Source organism: Achromobacter sp. ACM04 (genome assembly GCF_014851465.1).
GTDB classification, from domain to species: Bacteria; Pseudomonadota; Gammaproteobacteria; order Burkholderiales; family Burkholderiaceae_B; genus Achromobacter; species Achromobacter aegrifaciens.
The window spans coordinates 2,253,090-2,269,893 of the sequence record NZ_JACUZS010000001.1; the positions used below are offsets into that span (position 1 = coordinate 2,253,090).

Consider the following 16,804-nt stretch of genomic DNA (forward strand, 5'->3'; position numbering starts at 1 on the left):
TCATGATCAGTTTGGCGAGCCGGCTCTGTCAATAGCGGGCGCATCAGGTATAACCCGGGGTCCGCGCAGAACCCGCCCGGGGCATGCCCCGCGCACACCACGCAGCAACGGAGGAACGCAATGGCGTTCAACAGTCACGACCTACAAGCCGCGGGCGCGTCGAGTCCGCCCAAGCGCAGCGACCTGGTCGCCGAAGAGATCAAGCGGCTGATCACGGCCAAGAACCTGTTGCCGGGCGACAAGCTGCCGCGCGAAAGCGAGCTGCAAAGCATGTTCTCGGTCAGCAAAAGCACCATGCGCGAAGCGCTCAAGTCGCTGGAGGTGCAGGGGCTGGTCAAGGTCAGCACCGGACCGGGCGGCGGCGGCACCGTGGTCGAGGTGCCGCTGGACCGCACCTTCCAGCTGATGCAGAACTACCTGTTCTTCAAGGAAGTGCGGATCGAGGACATCTACCAGGTGCGCAAGCTGCTGGAGCCCGAGCTCGCGGCCAGCGCGGTGCCGTTCCTGACGGACGCGCATTTCGCTGCGCTGGAGGAGAACATCGCCTGCTGCGATCCGTCGGCCGAGCACGTCGATGACCCGCTGGCGCAGCGCCAGGAAGAAATCAATTTCCACGACATCTTCGCGGCGGCCTGCCCCAACCCGTTCCTGCGCTTCAGCTGCGAGATGACCAACGAAATGATCCGGCAGCTGACCGTGTTCGACAACGAGATGCCGCTATCCGAGCAGCAGCGTTTCGGCAGCGCCAATACGGGCTTTCACCGCAAGATCCTGGCTGCGGCGCGCGAGCGCGACGTGGAAAAGGTGCGCGACTTGATGAGCGAACACATGCAGGACGCGATGCGTTCGGTCAAGCGCATGCACGGCAAGCTCGAAGGCCGGTTGATCCTGGATTCAGAGATGTCGCGGCGCAATGTCACGCGCAAGGCGCGCCGCGGCGGCAAGAAGGCCTGACGGCGCCGACGGCCAGGCGGCGTGGGCCAGGCGGCCGTTGCCGCCTCAGTCCAGCTTGATGTGATTGGCTTCGATCACCGCGCCCCAGCGCTGGCGGTCTTCCTGCACGTAGGCATCGATTTCTGCCTGGCTGCGGGGCGCCTGGATCACCAGGCCCAGGGGTTCAAAACGGCCGCGGAATCCCGGATCCTTCAGCACCTTGTCCAGCGCCGCCTGCAAGCGCTGCGCTTCGGCCTGCGGCACGGCGCGCGGCACGGCCAGACCGAACCAGGTGGCGGCGCGGAATCCCGGAAAGCCGCTTTCCGCCACGGTCGGCACCTCCGGCAGCACGGCCAGCCGCTCGCTGGTCGTGACGGCCAGCGCCTTGATCTTGCGTTCCCGCACCAGCGGCAGCGAGGTGCTGATCACGTCCACCATGAGCTGCGTGTCATTGCCCATCAGCGAGGTCAGGGCCGGCGCGCTGCCGTTATACGGGATATGCGCCACGTCCATGCCCGTGCGCGATTTCAGCAGTTCGGTCGCCAACTGCAGCGGATTGCCTATGCCCACGGAGGCGTAGTTCAGTTTGCCGGGCCGGGCCTTGGCATAAGTGACGAACTCGGCCAGCGTGCCCGCTGGGACCTCGTTGTTCGCCACGACCACCAGCGGCAGCTCGGCAGCGATGCCGAACACGCGGAAGTCGCGCGCGGCGTCATAGGCGATGCGTTGATAAAGCATGGGATTGAGCACCATGCTGGCGTTGCTGGCGAGGAAAACCGTGTATCCGTCCGGCGCCGACCTGGCCACCTGGGTCGCCGCGACCATGGTATTGGCGCCGGGTTTGTTCTCCACCACCACGGGTTGCCCAAGGTCGCGCGACATGCCTTCGGCCAGCACCCGCGACAACTGGTCCGCGGAGCCGCCCGGCGTATAGGGCACGACCAGTTTGACCGGTTTGTCCGGAAATGCCGCCAGCGCGGCGGCCGGAGCCGCGAGCGCGACGATCGCCGCGGTCGCGATGCGACGCAGCCTGAGGTTCAGCCTGATTGCCATGCCTGTCTCCCTTGTGGGTTTTGTTGTTGCGGCGATGCGCCGCCCTGCTATACCTGGCGCTGCCTGCCCGCCCAGAATTCGGCGCGCAGCCGGCGCTTGGCGATCTTCCCGTTGTCGTCGCGCGGTAGTTCCGCGCGCAGTTGCAGTTCACGCGGCACCTTGTAGCGCGCGATCCGTTCACCCAGCCATAGCCTCAGCGCCTCGGGGTCGGGCGCGGCGCCCGCCGAGGGCTGCACCAGCGCCATCAGCCGCTCGCCATATTCGTCGTCGGGCACCCCGAACACCGCGCAATCCGCCACGCCCGGATACTGCATCAGCTGGTGCTCGACCTCGGCGGGATAGATGTTCACGCCGCCCGAGATCACCAGGTCCGATTCGCGGTCGCACACATAGAGATAGCCGTCCGCGTCCAGATAGCCCAGGTCGCCCAGACCGATGAGTCCGTCCTTCTCCACGTCGGCGCGGGCCTGCGGGTTGTTGCGATAGGTGAAGTCCGCGTAGGCCGGCTGGCGCACGTAGATCCGCCCGACCTGGCCCGCCGCGCAGGGCGATCCGTCTTCGCCATAGATCCTGACCTGCGCGCCGCCGATAGGCCGGCCGGCGCTACCGGGACGGGCGAGCGCTTCGTGCGAATCGATGACGGTGACCATGCCCGCCTCGCTCGACGCATAGGTTTCATGGATGACCGGTCCCAGCCATTCGATCATGGCGCGCTTGATTTCCGGCGCGCAGGGCGCGCCGGTCGAGGCCACGAAGCGCAGCGACGACAGGTCGTGCGCCGCGCGGGTGGCGGCGTCCAGCTTCAAGAGGCGCACGTACATGATGGGCACCAGATATACCGTATCGATGCGATGCGCCTCGATCAGGCGCAGGACTTCCACGGGATCGAACCTGTCCGTCAGCACGAAGGTCTCGCAGACCCGCAGGGCGACCTGCGCGAATACGCTGGGCGCACTGTGGTAGATCGGCGCGGGCAGCAGCGCGCGCGATCCCGGGCGCAGGCCGTAGGCCGCCTCCACCACCGCTTCGACCTGTTGCAGGTGGCGCCCCAGGTGTTCCAGCGGGAACGGCGCGCGCACCACGCCCTTGGGCCGGCCGGTGGTGCCCGAGGTATAGGCCATATGGCCGCGCGGCGCCACGCGCGGGCCGTCGTAGGGCTGTTGGCGGTCGCGCCAGGCGTCGTAGTCGGCATGCCCTGATTGCGCCGCGCCGGGACCGGCCAGCAGCACCGGCAGGCCGGCGGGCAGCGCATCGCGCAGCGGAAGCCACAGGTCGTCGTGCGCGACCAGCAGGCGGGCGCCGCTGTCTTCGATGAGGAATGCCACTTCCGCCGCGGTGAAATGCCAATTGATCGGGCAGTAGTAGCAGCCCAGCCGCTTGCAGGCCTGGATGATCTCCAGATAAGGCAGGCCGTTGCGCAATAGCACGGCGATCACGTCGCCTTCCCGCACGCCCATTGCCGCCAGCCCGGCGGCAACCTGTTCGCCGCGTGCGGCCAGCGCCGCGCCCGACAGGCGGTCGCCGCCCGCGTGGATGGTGCTGCCTGTCATGCGCCCCCCGTGCTGCGCTGCGCCTTGTCCTGCGCGGTGCGCGCTTCGATGGCCTGGCGCGCGGCGGCCCAGTCCGCGTCGCTCCATTCCGCGTACTGCTTGAAGTAAGCGCCGTTGGCCAGATAGTCGCCGCCGTCCAGCGCAATGGTCTGGCCGTTGATCCAGTCATAGCCCGGACTCAGCAGGAAGGCCGCCAGCTCGCCGATGTCATGTCCGGTGCCCAGGCGCCTCATCGGATTCTGCTGCGTCTGCGCGTCCGCGCCCGAGTCCTTGGGCCGCAGCCGCGCGCTGGCCCCTTCGGTCGGAATCACGCCCGGCGCGATGGCGTTCAGCCGGATGCCGTGGCGGCCCCATTCGATGGCCAGCGACTTGGTCATGGCGTCTATGCCGGCCTTGGACATGGCCGAGGGCACCACGAACGGCGAACCGGTCCAGACCCAGGTCACCACGATGGACAGCACCGCCCCGCCCGTGCCTTGCGCGATCCAGCGCTTGCCCACGGCCTGGGTCGTGTAGAAGGTGCCGCGGAACACGGTGTCGGCAATGGCGTTGAAGCCGCGCGGCGACAGTTTTTCAGTGGGGCTGATGAAATTGCCCGCGGCGTTGTTGATGAGGCCCGTCAGCGGACCGTGCCCGGTCCAGATGGCGTCGACGGCGGCGTCCACGGCCTCGGCATCCCGGATATCCACCGCCTGAACGTGGACCTCGGCGCCGTAACGTGCGCGCAGCCCGGCGGCGGCTTCTTCCAGCACGGCGGCGCGGCGTCCCCACAGGTGCAGCGCAGCGCCCAACGACGCCAGGCGCTCGGCCATGGCGTAGCCCAGGCCGGTGCCGCCCCCGGTGACGAGGATGCGCTCGCCGCGAAATAGATCGGCGCGGAACATGGTTTGCGGGGACATCCCGCCGGATGGGTTTTGGGGCATGGTCTGGTCTCCTTTGCGATGGTGGCCAGAATATCAACCGCCGCCACGCCGCGACAATCCCGCAGCTTGCGTAAACTATGTTTCCTCACAGTCAACAATAGGACTGCGCATGCCCGCCCTGCCCGCGCTGGACCTCAACCTGATACAGCTGTTCGTCACCATCGTCGACGCCGGCACCTTGAGCGAGGCGGCGGTGCGCCACGGCGTGACCCGTTCGCACGTAAGCCGCAATCTGCAGAAGCTGGAACGCGCCTTCGGCGCCCAGCTCATCCGCCGCAGCACCCGGCGGCTGGAACTGACGCAACAAGGCTCTGTGCTGTACGAGCACGGCGCGCGCATGGCGCACGAAGTCGAATCCGCCCGCCATGCGTTGCAGAAGCTCGGATCCGAGCCCGCGGGCCACGTCCGGCTGAGCATCCCCACCGGATTGGGGGAACTGGACCAATTGCGTCCGCTGCTGGTGAGCTTCGCCCTGCGCCATCCGTCGCTGACCTTGCGCGTGCTGTTCTCAAACCGGGTGAGCGACCTGATTTCGTCGGAAATCGACGTGGCATTGCGGGTCATGACGACCCCGCCGCAGGATTACGTGGCGCGCGCGCTGGGCGACGTCAAATGGGTGCTGTGCGCGGCGCCCTCCTATCTGCAGCAGTTCGGCCCGCCGGCTCATCCGCGCGATCTCGGCCGCCTGCACTTCCTGGGCCCGCCCGACCCCAGGCCCCAGGTCACGCTGCGGCTGCGGCGCAAGGACCAGCTGCATGAGGCCAAGCTCGCGCCGCGGCTGCAATCAGAGTACTTCCCGTTCCTGGCGCAAGCCGCGCGCGCCGGCGCGGGCGTCGCGCTGCTGCCGGCCTACGTGGTGCATGAGGACCTTGCCGCGGGCCGGCTGACGCCGGTGCTGCCCGCATACCAAGCCCTGGGGCCAGGCGACAAGTTGTTCATCCTGACCACGCCCAACCCTTATCCATCGACCGCCCAGCGCGCGGTCGTCGATTTCCTGCGCAGCGAGCTGACCGTGCTGCTCCGCGAATTCCTTGCGTAGACCCGCCTTCCCTCGAAGGGCCGCAACATCCGCGTAGGACTTTCTTGATAAAAGAGGCTTGCGACCCGCGCACGCCTCGGCCAGAGTATCGGTTTGGGCCAACGGCCGCCCGCCCCTGATCGCAGTAGGGGAACTTTGGCGGTTCGCTCAAGTCTTATATAAGATATAAGACATACGGCCGCGCAGGCGCCAGTCTCACATAGAATGACAAATGCGCAAAAACGCCAGAAAATGCCGGCTTCAACCGGGCAAAACCACGGAGTCCATCATGCCGCACAACACCCTAGACACCCTCAAGAATTTCAAGATCGGCAATAAATCCTGTCAGTACTATTCGCTGCCGGCGCTGGGCAAGTCCCTCGGCATCGACGTGCAGCGGCTCCCGGTTTCGATCCGCATCGTGCTGGAATCCGTGCTGCGCAACTGCGACGGCAAGAAGGTCACCGAAGAGCACGTCAAGCAGTTGGCGAACTGGCAGGCCAATGCCAAGCGCGAAGACGAAATTCCTTTCGTGGTGGCCCGCGTGGTGCTGCAGGACTTCACCGGCGTGCCGCTGCTCGCCGACATCGCCGCCATGCGTTCCGTGGCCGACAAGATGGGCAAGAGCCCCAAGAGCATCGAGCCGCTGGTGCCGGTGGACCTGGTGGTGGACCACTCGGTCATGATCGACTACTTCGGCACCAAGAATGCGCTGGACCTGAACATGAAGCTGGAATTCAAGCGCAACCAAGAGCGCTACCAGTTCATGAAGTGGGGCATGCAGGCGTTCGACACCTTCGGCGTCGTGCCTCCGGGCTTCGGCATCGTCCACCAGGTCAACCTGGAATATCTGGCGCGCGGCGTGCACCTGGACAAGAAGAACAACGTCTACTACCCGGATTCCCTGGTGGGCACCGACAGCCACACCACCATGATCAACGGCATCGGCGTGGTGGGCTGGGGCGTGGGCGGCATCGAAGCCGAGGCCGGCATGCTGGGCCAGCCCGTGTACTTCCTGACCCCCGACGTGGTCGGCGTGGAACTCAAGGGCAAGCTGCGCGGCGGCGTCACCGCCACCGACCTGGTGCTGACCATCACCGAAATGCTGCGCCGCGAGAAGGTGGTGGGCAAGTTCGTCGAATTCTGCGGCGAAGGCACCGCCAGCCTGTCGGTGGCCGAACGCGCCACCATCGGCAACATGGCGCCGGAGTACGGCGCCACCATGGGCTTCTTCCCGGTCGACGAGCGCACCATTGACTACTTCCGCGGCACCGGCCGCACCGAAGACGAAATCGCCGCCTTCGAGGCCTATTTCAAGGCCCAGAAGATGTTCGGCGTGCCCAAGGCAAAGGACATCAATTTCACCAAGCTGCTGACGCTGGACCTGTCCACGGTCGCGCCGTCGCTGGCGGGCCCGAAGCGTCCGCAGGACCGCATCGAGATCGGCAACGTCAAGAACACCTTCATCGACCTGTACTCCAAGCCGGTCGCTGAAAACGGCTTCAATCAGCCCGCCGAAAAGCTGGGCCAGACCTTCACCACCAGCGCTGGCACCCAGGTCAAGAACGGCGACGTCCTGATCGCCGCCATCACGTCCTGCACCAACACCTCCAACCCCAGCGTGCTGCTGGCGGCCGGCCTGCTGGCCAAGAAGGCCGTGGAAGCCGGCATGACGGTGCCCAAGCACATCAAGACCTCGCTGGCCCCCGGATCGCGCGTGGTCACCGAATACCTGACCAAGACGGGTCTCCTGCCCTACCTGGAAAAGCTGGGCTTCGACGTGGCCGCCTACGGCTGCACGACCTGCATCGGCAACGCCGGCGACCTGACCCCGGACCTGAACGAAGCCATCACCGGCAACGACCTGATCTGCTCGGCCGTGCTCTCGGGCAACCGCAACTTCGAGGCCCGCATCCACCCGAACATCAAGGCCAACTTCCTGGCCTCGCCCCCGCTGGTCGTGGCCTACGCCCTGGCCGGCACCGTCACGCGCGACCTGATGACCGAGCCCGTGGGCCGCGGCAAGAACGGCGACGTGTGGCTGGGCGACATCTGGCCGACCACCGAGGAAATCGAATCGCTGCTGAAGTACGCCCTGGATCCCAAGGCCTTCGAGGCCAACTACGGCCAGGTCAAGAGCAATCCCGGCCAACTCTGGGAGAACATCAAGGGCGTGACCGGCGACACGTACAACTGGCCTGATTCCACCTACATCGCCGAGCCGCCCTTCTTTGACGGCTTCGGCATGACGCCGGGCGCGATGCCGACGGTCAAGAACGCCCGTGCGCTGGGCGTGTTCGGCGACTCGGTCACCACCGACCACATCTCGCCGGCCGGCTCCATCAAGGAGACCTCGCCCGCGGGCAAGTGGCTGAAGGAAAACGGCGTCATGAAGGCCGACTTCAACAGCTACGGCTCACGCCGCGGCAACCACGAAATCATGATGCGCGGCACCTTCGCCAACGTGCGCATCAAGAACCTCATGATTCCGGCGCTGCCGGACGGCAGCCGCTTCGAGGGCGGCGACACCCTGTTCCAGCCCACCGGCGAACAGATGTCCATCTATGACGCAGCCATGAAGTACGTCGGCGCGGGCACCCCCACCGTGGTGTTCGGCGGCGAAGAGTACGGCACCGGCTCGTCGCGCGACTGGGCGGCCAAGGGCACCCAGCTGCTGGGCGTGAAGGCCGTGATCACCCGCAGCTTCGAACGCATCCACCGCAGCAACCTGGTCGGCATGGGCGTGCTGCCCCTGCAGTTCAAGGGCGCGGACAGCGTGCAGTCGCTGGGCATCACCGGCGAGGAAACCTACGACATTTCCGGTCTGGAAAACGGCATCAAGCCGATGCAGGACGTGACGCTGACGATCACCCGCAAGGACGGATCGAAGCAGGACGTCACGGTGCTGCTGCGCATCGACACCCCGATCGAGGTGGACTACTACCAGCACGGCGGCATCCTGCCCTTCGTGCTGCGCCAGCTGCTGGCTGCCTGATCTTCTGACAGGCAAGGCAATGGCCCGGGAACCGCGAGGTTCCCGGGCCATTTTCATTGCGGCCTGCGCGGCACCGCGGCCGCGCTTGGGATCAGTCCGCGAACTCGTAGGCATCCATCGCCAGCGCGCCGTACGAGATTTCGTCGGTCAGGCGCCGGAAACCGGCTCCGCCCGCACCCAGCGCCACGTACAAGGGCATCAGGTGGTCGTCGTGCGGATGGGCCTGCGCCGCGCCCGGCGCCTGGGCCTCCCAATCCAAGAGCGCCGGCAGGTCATGGCCGCCCAGCTTGTCCGCGTACCACTGCTGGAAAGCCGGCACGTAAGGCAGCGCGGGCGCGTCTTGCGGCATGCGCACGTGGCGCAGGTTATGCGTCAGCGAACCGGAGCCGATGACCAGGATGTCTTCGTCCCGCAGCCGGGCCAGCGCGCGGCCCAGTTCCAGTTGGCCAGCCGCGTCGCGCCCCATGTCCAGGGACAGTTGCACCACCGGCACGTCCGCTTCCGGATAGAGGTAGCGCAGTGGCACCCAGGCGCCATGGTCCAGCGGCCGTCGGGGGTCCAGGTCTGCAGCGATACCCGACTCGGCCAGCAGGGCCTGCACCCGCGCCGCCAACTCCGGCGAACCGGGGGCTGTGTACTGCAATTCATAGAGTTCCGGCGGAAAGCCGCCGAAATCGTGCCAGGCCACCTGGCGGTCGCGGGTGGACAGCGCCAGGCCCTCGCCCATCCAGTGCGGCGAGACCACCAGGATGCCCTTGGGCTTGCGGCCCTGCTCGGCGCTCCAGGCGGCGAGCGCCGGGCCGGTCAGTCCGGGTTCCACGGCGAGCATGGGGGATCCATGGGATACGAAAAGCGTAGGCCAACGCATGGCGGTGCCTCCTGATATTGAGTAGATGGCTAGATTTTCCGCCGATTCTTCTCAGCAATAAACCCCTTGGCTCGGCATTATCTGTTGCTTACTTAGCATCAATCACACCGTCGCGCCGTTGTTGCGCCCCGCCGCCGGAGGTGCGCGCCGCCGTCCGCGCCGGGCGTTAAACTACACAGTTGCACACTTACTGGACGCTCCCCGAAGTTATGGCCCGATCCCGCAGCCAATCCGCTCCCCGCCTCACCCGTGACGCCGCCAAACTGGTCGCGCTTGCCCAGGCGCTCAACCGCTCGGGCAGCCGCCTCGAAGACGTGTTCTGGGAGAACCAGCTTGGCGTAGCGATTCCGAAGCTGCTGAAGGCGGGGCAGGATGCCCCCCTGGAAGCGGCCCTGGACCACCTCGCCCAGAGCGACGTGGGCGCATACGAGATCCTGATCGAACAGGCCGAAACCCTGTCCGAATCGATGAAGATCGAGAAAAATGGCGTCCACTACGACATTTTGCTGGTCGTGGCCCCCATCGTCGCCTGGACCCGCTACGCCATTCCGACCGGCCCGATCGCCGCCGGCGCGCAACAGGCCCTGATGGCGCAATTGCATGGGCATGTCCTGTCCAGCAAGGCCCGCAGCTCGCTGATGCCGGTGCTGGTCAGTGTGGACCAGATGCCGCGCACCTTCTCCGAAACCTGGCAATGGCTGCAGCGCCTGGGCACCCAGGCGCTGGGCGCAGAAACCGCCAAGCCCGCCTTGAACACCGAGACCGAAACGGCCAACATGCTGGCCGATACGCGCTACATCGTGGCGGCCGTCGCGGTGCCCGAAGGCGAGCCGATCTTCCGCTGGCAGGAACAGCTGGGCGAAGCCGACGCCAGCCGCGATGCCTGCCAGGAACAATGGGCGGCGCAGGCCCAGCCGACCCTCGCCAATCTGCTGCCGGGCTGCGGTTTCGAAGCCCTGCTGCCCGACGCCTACTATGTCAGCAACCGTGAAGCCGACCGGCGCGTGCGCCCGCTGTCGCTGCGTGCAGCAGTCAGCTGGCTCGAGGGCGCGGTCAGCCTGGAAGCCTCACAGTTGCGCGCGGTGGTGGCCGGCTGCGGCGAAAGCCGCATCGACGAGTACCGCATCGGCTTCACCGCGCGCAGCAGCAACGACGTGTACTACGGCTGCGTCTGGCCGCTGTATGGGCGCGAGGAAGACCTGCCGGCTGACGAAGGCCAGCCCGACGTGGTGGACGAGATCGCCGCGCTGCTCAAGGAATACGGCGTTACCGAAGTGCGCCGCATCCCCGGCGTGCTGCCTCCCGAGTACTGTGAAGACTGCGGCGCGCCCTACTTCCCGAATCCGCTGGGCGAACTGGTGCACGCCGAACTGCCCGAGGACGCGGAAGCCTCGCCGGCCAAGTTCCACTAGGCGGCAATGCAAGCGGACATCTTCTGCCGGGTCGTCGACAACTATGGCGACATCGGCGTCTGCTGGCGGCTGGCGCGCCGGTTGGCGCATGGCCGCGGCTGGGATGTGCGCCTGTGGGTCGACGACCTGGCCAGCTTCGCCCGCATCCAGCCCGGGATCGCCACGGATAGCCCGCGCCAGCAACTGGCGGGCATCGACATCGTGCACTGGACCGAATCCCCGGATCCGGGGCTCGCCGCGCGCGATGTGGTGATCGAGGCATTCGCCTGCGATCCCCCCGAGGCATTCCTGGAGAGCATGCGGCGTGAGCATCCGGCCTGGGTCAACCTGGAATACCTGAGCGCCGAGTCCTGGGTGGAAAGCTGCCACGGCCTGCCCTCGCAGCGGCCGGACGGGCTGGTCAAGCACTTTTTCTTTCCCGGCTTCACCAGCGCCACCGGCGGACTGCTGCGCGAGCCGGGCCTGTCGGCGGAGCGCGACGCCCTGCAGGCATCGCCGCAAGACCAGGAAGCCTTCCTGCGGTCGCTGGGCGTGCCGCAGGACCTGCTGTTGCGCCGCCGCGACGGCGCGCGCGCCGTGTCCCTGTTTTGCTATCCGACGGCGCCGGTAACGGCGCTGGCCGAGGCTCTGGCGGCGGATCCGCGGCCCACCCTGCTGCTTGCCCCCGAAGGCGTGGCCCCCGGGCTGGAAGCCGCCTGCGCGGCGCCGGGCGCGCCGGCGGTGGCCCGGCTGCCCTTCGTGGCGCAGCCGGATTTCGACCGTCTGCTGTGGTGCTGCGACCTGAATTTCGTGCGGGGCGAGGATTCCTTCGTCCGCGCCGCCTGGGCCGCGCGCCCGCTGGTCTGGCAGATCTATCCCCAGGACGAAAACGTGCATCTGGAGAAACTGGAAGCGTGGCTGGCGCGCTATCCGGCCCCGGAAACCGCCCAGACGCTGATCCGGGCCTGGAACGAGCCGGAAACGGGCGCAACCGCTGCGGCGCTGTCTGCCGCCCTGGCGCCAGCCGCCTGGGGGGACTGGGCCGCCGCCGCGCGGGCCTGGGACGCAAGCCAGGCCGCGCTACCGGATCTTGCCGAAAATCTGGCTGATTTTTGCGCAGACTTGGCCAAGAAACGTTAGAATAGAGAGTTTTCCGAGCGCCCTGTATTTGTCGGGCCTCAACTATGACGCCTCCCGGGGTGTGCACGAAGCCGCTAGACGCTATAGCTGCGGCGGCTTTTTGCAAGCACGGCGAGTGCACCCATCACCCCCGGAGTTTTATCGATGAAAACCGCTCAGGAATTGCGAGTCGGCAACGTGGTCATGGTCGGCAAGGATCCCCTCGTGGTCCAGAAAGCCGAATACAACAAGTCGGGCCGTAACGCCGCTGTTGTGAAGCTGAAGTTCAAGAACCTGTTGACCGCCTCGGCCAGCGAATCGGTCTACAAGGCCGACGAAAAGTTCGAAGTCGTCCAGCTCGACCGCAAGGAGTGCACCTACTCCTACTTCGGCGACCCGATGTACGTCTTCATGGACGAAGAGTACAACCAGTACGAAATCGAAGCCGAGAGCATGGGCGACGCCCTGAACTACCTGGAAGAAGCGATGCCCGTGGAAGTGGTCTTCTACGACGGCCGCGCCATTTCGGTTGAACTGCCCACGACGCTCGTGCGCGAAATCACCTACACCGAACCCGCCGTGCGTGGCGATACCTCGGGCAAGGTGACCAAGCCCGCCAAGATCAACACCGGCTACGAACTGAACGTGCCGCTGTTCTGCGCCATCGGCGACAAGATCGAAATCGACACCCGCACGAACGAATACCGCAGCCGCGTCAACAACTGATCCGGCAAGCAGGCAAGAAAAAGCCAGACCTTCGGGTCTGGCTTTTTTATTGCCGTCTGCCTGACCAATCTTGCGGCCCTTGCTTGAAGGCATATAGCCGGCCCACATGGGACTTGCCCCCAGTCCCAAATTGGGACTAACATTGCGCTATGCGACTCATAGCCTTAAGCGCCCTCCGCCAGTTCTGGGAAAGGTACCCAGCGGCAGAACAACCCCTCAAGGCGTGGGTGGACGAGGCCAGCAAGGCGCAATGGAAGCAGCCTGCGGATATCAAGGCCCAGTATCGCCACGCCAGCATCCTGAAGAATCGGCGTGTGGTGTTCAACATCAAAGGCAATGATTTCCGCCTGATTGTGGCAATCGCATTCAACTTGAGCATCGTCTACGTGAAGTTCATCGGCACTCACGCGGAGTACGACAAGATTGACGCCGAAACCATGGAAATGGAATGAACATGGAAATCCGCCCCGTACATACCGAGGCCGATTACAAGTCGGCGCTCAAGGAAATCTCCCGGTTGATGGAGTCTGATCCTGAACTGGGCACACCTGACGGTGACCGCCTGGACGTGCTGGCCACCTTGGTGCAAGCGTATGAAATGAAGCACTATCCGGTCGATCTGCCAGACCCTGTCGAGGCCATTAAATTCCGGATGGAGCAAGGCGGCCTGACCCCTAAGGATCTGGAGCCTATGATCGGCAAGCGCAACCGTGTATACGAAGTGCTGAACCGCAAGCGCGGTTTGACATTGCCAATGATCTGGCGTTTGCACACCGAGCTCGGCATTCCCGCAGAAAGCCTTATTCGGCCACCGGCTCACGCCTAATAACTGAAACGCGCTCATTCATCGACGACTTCCTGACGAAGCGGACTGCTTGCGCTGACCGCGGCAACACTCTGCCGAAGCTGGAGAACTGCGACTGTGGAAATTCGCCGTGCAAAGCTGGTGCCCGAGTTGCTTGTCGCAGATATCGCGGCAAGTCTGCAATTCTGGGTTGGTCTCTGTGGATTCTCGATCATGTACAGCCGCGAGGAAGACGGCTTCGTATATTTGGACCTCGACGGAGCGCAAGTCATGCTCGTCGAACGGCGCGGCGACAACGGCTGGATCACAGGTCCGTTGAGCGTGCCGCTGGGCAGGGGAATCAATTTCGAAATCGATGTGCCCTCTGTGGAGCCCTTTCTTGCCGCGCTTGCTAACGCCAAATGGCCCCTGTTCCGGAATCCGGTAGAGCAGTGGTATCGGGGCAATGACGTTGAAATCGGCGTGCGCGAGTTCCTGGTTCAGGACCCTGATGGTTATCTGCTGCGCTTCTCGGCCAAGATCGGTGAACGCAGGCATACCACCTGACATTCCGTACGCCCGTTCCCCTGTCCGAATCGGCTAGGGGCGGCGCAGCGGGTCACTGCAGGCGCTCGTCGTCCAGGAAATCCGGCACCGCCATGACGTCGATGCCGTCCTCGGCCAGCGATTCGCGTTCTTCCGGCGTTGCCGTGCCGCGGATGGGACGGTCGTCGGCATCGCCTTCGTGGATGCGGCGCGCCTCTTCGGCGAAGCGCGGCCCGACGTTTTCGGTGTTGCGCAGCAAGGCGCGCACCTGGCGCATGACGACTGCCTGCAATGCGGCCATTTTTTCCGCGTCGGACGCGTTGGCCGGCAACGCCGGCGGCTGGGCGGCTGGCGCGTGCAGGTGGGCGACGTTCAGGCGCGGCGCGGACAGCCGCTTGGTGATGCTGGCCGAACCGCAAACCGGGCACGTGACCAAGCCACGCGCCTGCTGCGCGTCATAGTCTTCGTGCGAACCGAACCAGCCCTCGAAAATGTGGCTGTGTTCGCACTGGAGGTCGAAAACTTTAAGTGCCATGGCGTCTATATGGGGTGCAACTCCCAGAATACAAGAAAGCGCCCCAGGGCAGGCGCTTAGCCCCTGCGTGCGCAATGCCTATTCACGGCCGGCCAAGACAAAGCGGGCCCGCAGGCCCGCTACTCAGCCTGCCCTGCGGGTTACTTGCCGCGGTTCTGGGCCGCCGGGTTCCCCACTTGCGCCTGCTGCGCCTGCAAGGCGTCGATCTGGCGTTGCAGATCGCGCAATTGCTGGCGCACGTCCTTCTGCTGGTCAGCCAGCGCCGTGGCTTCCTGGCGCGACTGCTCCTGGCGGGCCGCGACCTGCTCTTCCTGCTGCAGGCGCACCGCGCGATCGGCCTGCAGGGTGCTCAGTTCGGCGCTGCGGCTGGCCAGCAGCTTCTCGGCGTGCGCGTATTCAGCCTGCATCTTGATGCGCTTGATATCCACTTCGGCCAGCTCGGCGGATTGGGCGACGAAGGCGCGGTAGGTGGCTTCGGCCTGCTTGTCCGACTTGCTCTTCACCACGCGCCAGAAATCCTTCTGCTGGAACAAGGCAACGTAATAGGTCAGGTCGTCCGGCTTGAACAGCAGGCTGGCGCCATAGGTGCCGTTATAGGCAGTACGCAGCTCCGACACCTGGCGGCTTTGGATCAGGCCTTGCAGCTCCGACAGCGTGGATGCCGGACGCGCGGCGGGCGGCGGCGCGGGGGGAGTCACGGGCGTGGAGGCCGCCTGCGTGTCCTCGACCTGTTTAACCGTGGCCCGGGGCGCTTCGGATTGTGCGCTGGCGCAAGCGGCCAGGCCGGACAGGGCCGTGCCCAACAGCGCCATGCGGGCGGCGCCACGGATGAATTGGACGTTCATGCCTTCCCCAAAAAAATCGTTGCGGAACTATAGCAATTTATTTCGGCCGGGACAGACTCGCTTACATGCGCCGGCTCCGCAACTGTCGCCCACTACGGGGCATTACCTATTGCGTGCTCACATCGTCGTCTCGGCGAGACCATCGGCGGGTTCTCCCTGGCCCGTCCCGAGTTGCAGCTTGCGCATTTTTTCCCACAACACCTTGCGGCTGATGCCCAAGGTGTGGGCGGTATCCTGACGGCGCCAGCCGTTGGCGTCCAGCGCCGCCAGCACGCGCTCGCGTTCTGCGCGCTCGGCATCGGTGAAGGCGGCGGGCTCGACCCTCGCGGCTGCCGAGGCTGGAGCAGAGTGCAGCGGCTCGGCCAATTGGTCGAAGATGCGTTCGATGCGCGGCGGGTCCCAGGCCTGGAGCTGCCGCCGCACGATCGCGACGCGCTCGGCCACGTTGGACAGTTCACGCACATTGCCCTCGTAGCGCGTGCGCGAGACGCGCTCCAGCAACCACTGCGGCGGTTCCTCCTCCACGCCCAGGCGTTGCAGCAAGGCGCGGAAGATCGCCGCCTTCTCCTGCGGGCCGCGCTGCTCCAGGTTGGGTATGCGCAGTTCGATCACCGCCAGCCGGTAATACAGGTCCGCGCGGAACTCGTCCTGCCCCACCAGCACGCGCAAATCCTTGTTGGTCGCGGCGACCAGGCGGAAGTCCACCGGCACTTCCACGGTCGAGCCCAGCCGCGTCACCGTGTTCTGCTCCAGGACGCGCAAGAGCTTGACCTGCTGGTACAGCGGCAGGTCGCCGATTTCGTCCAGGAACAGCGTGCCGCCGCTGGCCTGCTCGAAATACCCCTTGTGCGCGCCGATCGCGCCGGTGAACGCGCCCTTGGCATGGCCGAAGAAATGCGCCTCGAACAGGCCTTCCGGAATGGCGCCGCAGTTGACCGCCACGAAGGGCCCGTCGAACCAGGCGGCCTGCTCATGCAGCAGGCGCGCAATGCGTTCCTTGCCCACGCCGGTTTCACCATGGATCAGCACGTTGCTGCGGCAGTCTGCATACATGTCCACTTCCGCCAGCAGGTCCCGCATGGTCGCGGAGACGGCGATCAGCGGCTGCTCGCGCCGGGGCGCGGCGCGATTGAGTTGATTCAGCGTGCCCAGCAGCTCATACAACAGCTTGCGCAGGTCCGCGGTGGTGAAGGTCAGCGGCAGCGTGTAGGAGTATTCCGGCGGGTAGTAGCGCGGGTCGCGTCCGCGCGCTTCCGCGGCGACCCAGATGACCGGCAGGCCTTGGGCCGCCAGCCAGTCGTAGCCGCTGAAGCGCTTGTCGCCCATCACCGACACCGACACCAGGGCCACCGCAGGCCGCGCCAGGTCGCGGGGCGGCGGAAACGCGGTGCCGGCGTCCGCCCGCAGCAGCGACACGTCCATGCCCGCCAGGCAACGCTCGGCGCGGCTGGCAATGTCGGAGGTGCCTTCCCAGACGTACACGTCGAATTCTTCGCGCGCGAAATTCTGGCTCATCGC

Annotated in this window: 16 protein-coding genes; 9 read left to right on the top strand and 7 right to left on the bottom strand. The window is 65.8% G+C overall.

All coding sequences use genetic code 11. The features are described 5' to 3' along the window. The first annotated feature begins 120 nt into the window (after positions 1–120). Positions 121–954: a FadR/GntR family transcriptional regulator gene (locus IB259_RS10475; protein WP_054452979.1), complete on the top strand. Its 834-nt coding sequence runs from the start codon at positions 121–123 to the stop codon at positions 952–954. Between the two features lie 45 nt (positions 955–999). Here the strand turns inward: IB259_RS10475 and IB259_RS10480 are convergent, their stop codons facing one another. The 3 genes from IB259_RS10480 to IB259_RS10490 are packed head-to-tail and all read right to left on the bottom strand — an operon-like array spanning position 1,000 to position 4,420. Further along, positions 1,000–1,986, bottom strand: a complete 987-nt coding sequence (locus tag IB259_RS10480; protein ID WP_192328778.1) for a tripartite tricarboxylate transporter substrate binding protein — start codon at positions 1,984–1,986, stop codon at positions 1,000–1,002. Positions 1,987–2,033: 47 nt separating this feature from the next. Continuing rightward, entirely contained in the window at positions 2,034–3,536 is a 1,503-nt protein-coding gene (locus tag IB259_RS10485) for an AMP-binding protein (protein WP_054452983.1), read from the bottom strand. Then, positions 3,533–4,420: an SDR family oxidoreductase gene (locus IB259_RS10490; protein WP_054453670.1), complete on the bottom strand. Its 888-nt coding sequence runs from the start codon at positions 4,418–4,420 to the stop codon at positions 3,533–3,535. Before IB259_RS10490 ends, IB259_RS10485 begins: the two co-directional genes overlap by 4 nt. 148 nt (positions 4,421–4,568) lie before the next feature. Between IB259_RS10490 and IB259_RS10495 the strand changes: the two genes are divergently transcribed. Both IB259_RS10495 and acnA read left to right on the top strand, forming a co-directional pair. Next, positions 4,569–5,498, top strand: a complete 930-nt coding sequence (locus tag IB259_RS10495) for a LysR family transcriptional regulator (protein ID WP_082400873.1) — start codon at positions 4,569–4,571, stop codon at positions 5,496–5,498. Positions 5,499–5,766: 268 nt separating this feature from the next. Beyond that, positions 5,767–8,472, top strand: a complete 2,706-nt coding sequence (acnA, locus tag IB259_RS10500) for an aconitate hydratase AcnA (RefSeq protein ID WP_054452985.1) — start codon at positions 5,767–5,769, stop codon at positions 8,470–8,472. Between the two features lie 91 nt (positions 8,473–8,563). Here the strand turns inward: acnA and IB259_RS10505 are convergent, their stop codons facing one another. Continuing rightward, positions 8,564–9,340 carry a class III extradiol ring-cleavage dioxygenase gene (locus tag IB259_RS10505; RefSeq protein ID WP_192328781.1) on the bottom strand — a complete coding sequence of 259 codons (777 nt, stop codon included), beginning with the start codon at positions 9,338–9,340 and terminating at the stop codon, positions 8,564–8,566. Positions 9,341–9,549: 209 nt separating this feature from the next. On the opposite strand from IB259_RS10505, the gene IB259_RS10510 reads away from it, so the two are divergent. The 6 genes from IB259_RS10510 to IB259_RS10535 all read left to right on the top strand — a co-directional run bounded on the left by IB259_RS10510 (position 9,550) and on the right by IB259_RS10535 (position 13,927). Further along, a complete protein-coding gene (locus IB259_RS10510) occupies positions 9,550–10,752 on the top strand; it encodes a DUF2863 family protein (RefSeq protein ID WP_054452990.1) in 1,203 nt (400 codons plus the stop codon). Positions 10,753–10,758: 6 nt separating this feature from the next. After that, on the top strand, positions 10,759–11,871 hold the full coding sequence (gene earP / locus IB259_RS10515; RefSeq protein WP_192328784.1) for an elongation factor P maturation arginine rhamnosyltransferase EarP: 1,113 nt from the start codon (positions 10,759–10,761) through the stop codon (positions 11,869–11,871). 144 nt (positions 11,872–12,015) lie between these two features. Beyond that, on the top strand, positions 12,016–12,576 hold the full coding sequence (gene efp / locus IB259_RS10520; protein ID WP_006225610.1) for an elongation factor P: 561 nt from the start codon (positions 12,016–12,018) through the stop codon (positions 12,574–12,576). 149 nt (positions 12,577–12,725) lie between these two features. Beyond that, positions 12,726–13,028: a type II toxin-antitoxin system HigB family toxin gene (locus IB259_RS10525; RefSeq protein WP_054452994.1), complete on the top strand. Its 303-nt coding sequence runs from the start codon at positions 12,726–12,728 to the stop codon at positions 13,026–13,028. 2 nt (positions 13,029–13,030) lie between these two features. Further along, positions 13,031–13,402, top strand: a complete 372-nt coding sequence (locus IB259_RS10530) for a type II toxin-antitoxin system HigA family antitoxin (protein ID WP_346546232.1) — start codon at positions 13,031–13,033, stop codon at positions 13,400–13,402. Between the two features lie 96 nt (positions 13,403–13,498). After that, on the top strand, positions 13,499–13,927 hold the full coding sequence (locus IB259_RS10535; RefSeq protein WP_125471892.1) for a VOC family protein: 429 nt from the start codon (positions 13,499–13,501) through the stop codon (positions 13,925–13,927). 52 nt (positions 13,928–13,979) lie between these two features. Here IB259_RS10535 and IB259_RS10540 read toward each other — a convergent pair whose 3' ends face one another. The 3 genes from IB259_RS10540 to IB259_RS10550 form a co-directional block, all read right to left on the bottom strand. Then, positions 13,980–14,441, bottom strand: coding sequence for a DUF1178 family protein (locus IB259_RS10540; RefSeq protein ID WP_054452999.1), 462 nt, complete (start codon positions 14,439–14,441; stop codon positions 13,980–13,982). Positions 14,442–14,581: 140 nt separating this feature from the next. Then, positions 14,582–15,286, bottom strand: a complete 705-nt coding sequence (locus tag IB259_RS10545; protein WP_054453001.1) for a DUF2968 domain-containing protein — start codon at positions 15,284–15,286, stop codon at positions 14,582–14,584. A 117-nt stretch (positions 15,287–15,403) separates the two neighbouring features. Further along, positions 15,404–16,801 (bottom strand): sigma 54-interacting transcriptional regulator, encoded by a 1,398-nt coding sequence (locus IB259_RS10550; RefSeq protein WP_175163168.1) that lies wholly within the window; start codon positions 16,799–16,801, stop codon positions 15,404–15,406. Positions 16,802–16,804 lie beyond the last annotated feature (3 nt).

Bases quoted from the DNA above. Each gene is read 5' to 3' on its own strand.
- IB259_RS10490 (WP_054453670.1), bottom strand. From the start codon at position 4,420: ATGTTCCGCGCCGATCTATTTCGCGGCGAGCGCATCCTCGTCACCGGG.
- efp (WP_006225610.1), top strand. From the start codon at position 12,016: ATGAAAACCGCTCAGGAATTGCGAGTCGGCAACGTGGTCATGGTCGGC.
- IB259_RS10475 (WP_054452979.1), top strand. From the start codon at position 121: ATGGCGTTCAACAGTCACGACCTACAAGCCGCGGGCGCGTCGAGTCCG.
- acnA (WP_054452985.1), top strand. From the start codon at position 5,767: ATGCCGCACAACACCCTAGACACCCTCAAGAATTTCAAGATCGGCAAT.
- IB259_RS10545 (WP_054453001.1), bottom strand. From the start codon at position 15,286: ATGAACGTCCAATTCATCCGTGGCGCCGCCCGCATGGCGCTGTTGGGC.
- IB259_RS10495 (WP_082400873.1), top strand. From the start codon at position 4,569: ATGCCCGCCCTGCCCGCGCTGGACCTCAACCTGATACAGCTGTTCGTC.
- IB259_RS10505 (WP_192328781.1), bottom strand. From the start codon at position 9,340: ATGCGTTGGCCTACGCTTTTCGTATCCCATGGATCCCCCATGCTCGCC.
- IB259_RS10480 (WP_192328778.1), bottom strand. From the start codon at position 1,986: ATGGCAATCAGGCTGAACCTCAGGCTGCGTCGCATCGCGACCGCGGCG.
- IB259_RS10540 (WP_054452999.1), bottom strand. From the start codon at position 14,441: ATGGCACTTAAAGTTTTCGACCTCCAGTGCGAACACAGCCACATTTTC.
- IB259_RS10530 (WP_346546232.1), top strand. From the start codon at position 13,031: ATGGAAATCCGCCCCGTACATACCGAGGCCGATTACAAGTCGGCGCTC.
- earP (WP_192328784.1), top strand. From the start codon at position 10,759: ATGCAAGCGGACATCTTCTGCCGGGTCGTCGACAACTATGGCGACATC.
- IB259_RS10510 (WP_054452990.1), top strand. From the start codon at position 9,550: ATGGCCCGATCCCGCAGCCAATCCGCTCCCCGCCTCACCCGTGACGCC.
- IB259_RS10550 (WP_175163168.1), bottom strand. From the start codon at position 16,801: ATGAGCCAGAATTTCGCGCGCGAAGAATTCGACGTGTACGTCTGGGAA.
- IB259_RS10485 (WP_054452983.1), bottom strand. From the start codon at position 3,536: ATGACAGGCAGCACCATCCACGCGGGCGGCGACCGCCTGTCGGGCGCG.
- IB259_RS10525 (WP_054452994.1), top strand. From the start codon at position 12,726: ATGCGACTCATAGCCTTAAGCGCCCTCCGCCAGTTCTGGGAAAGGTAC.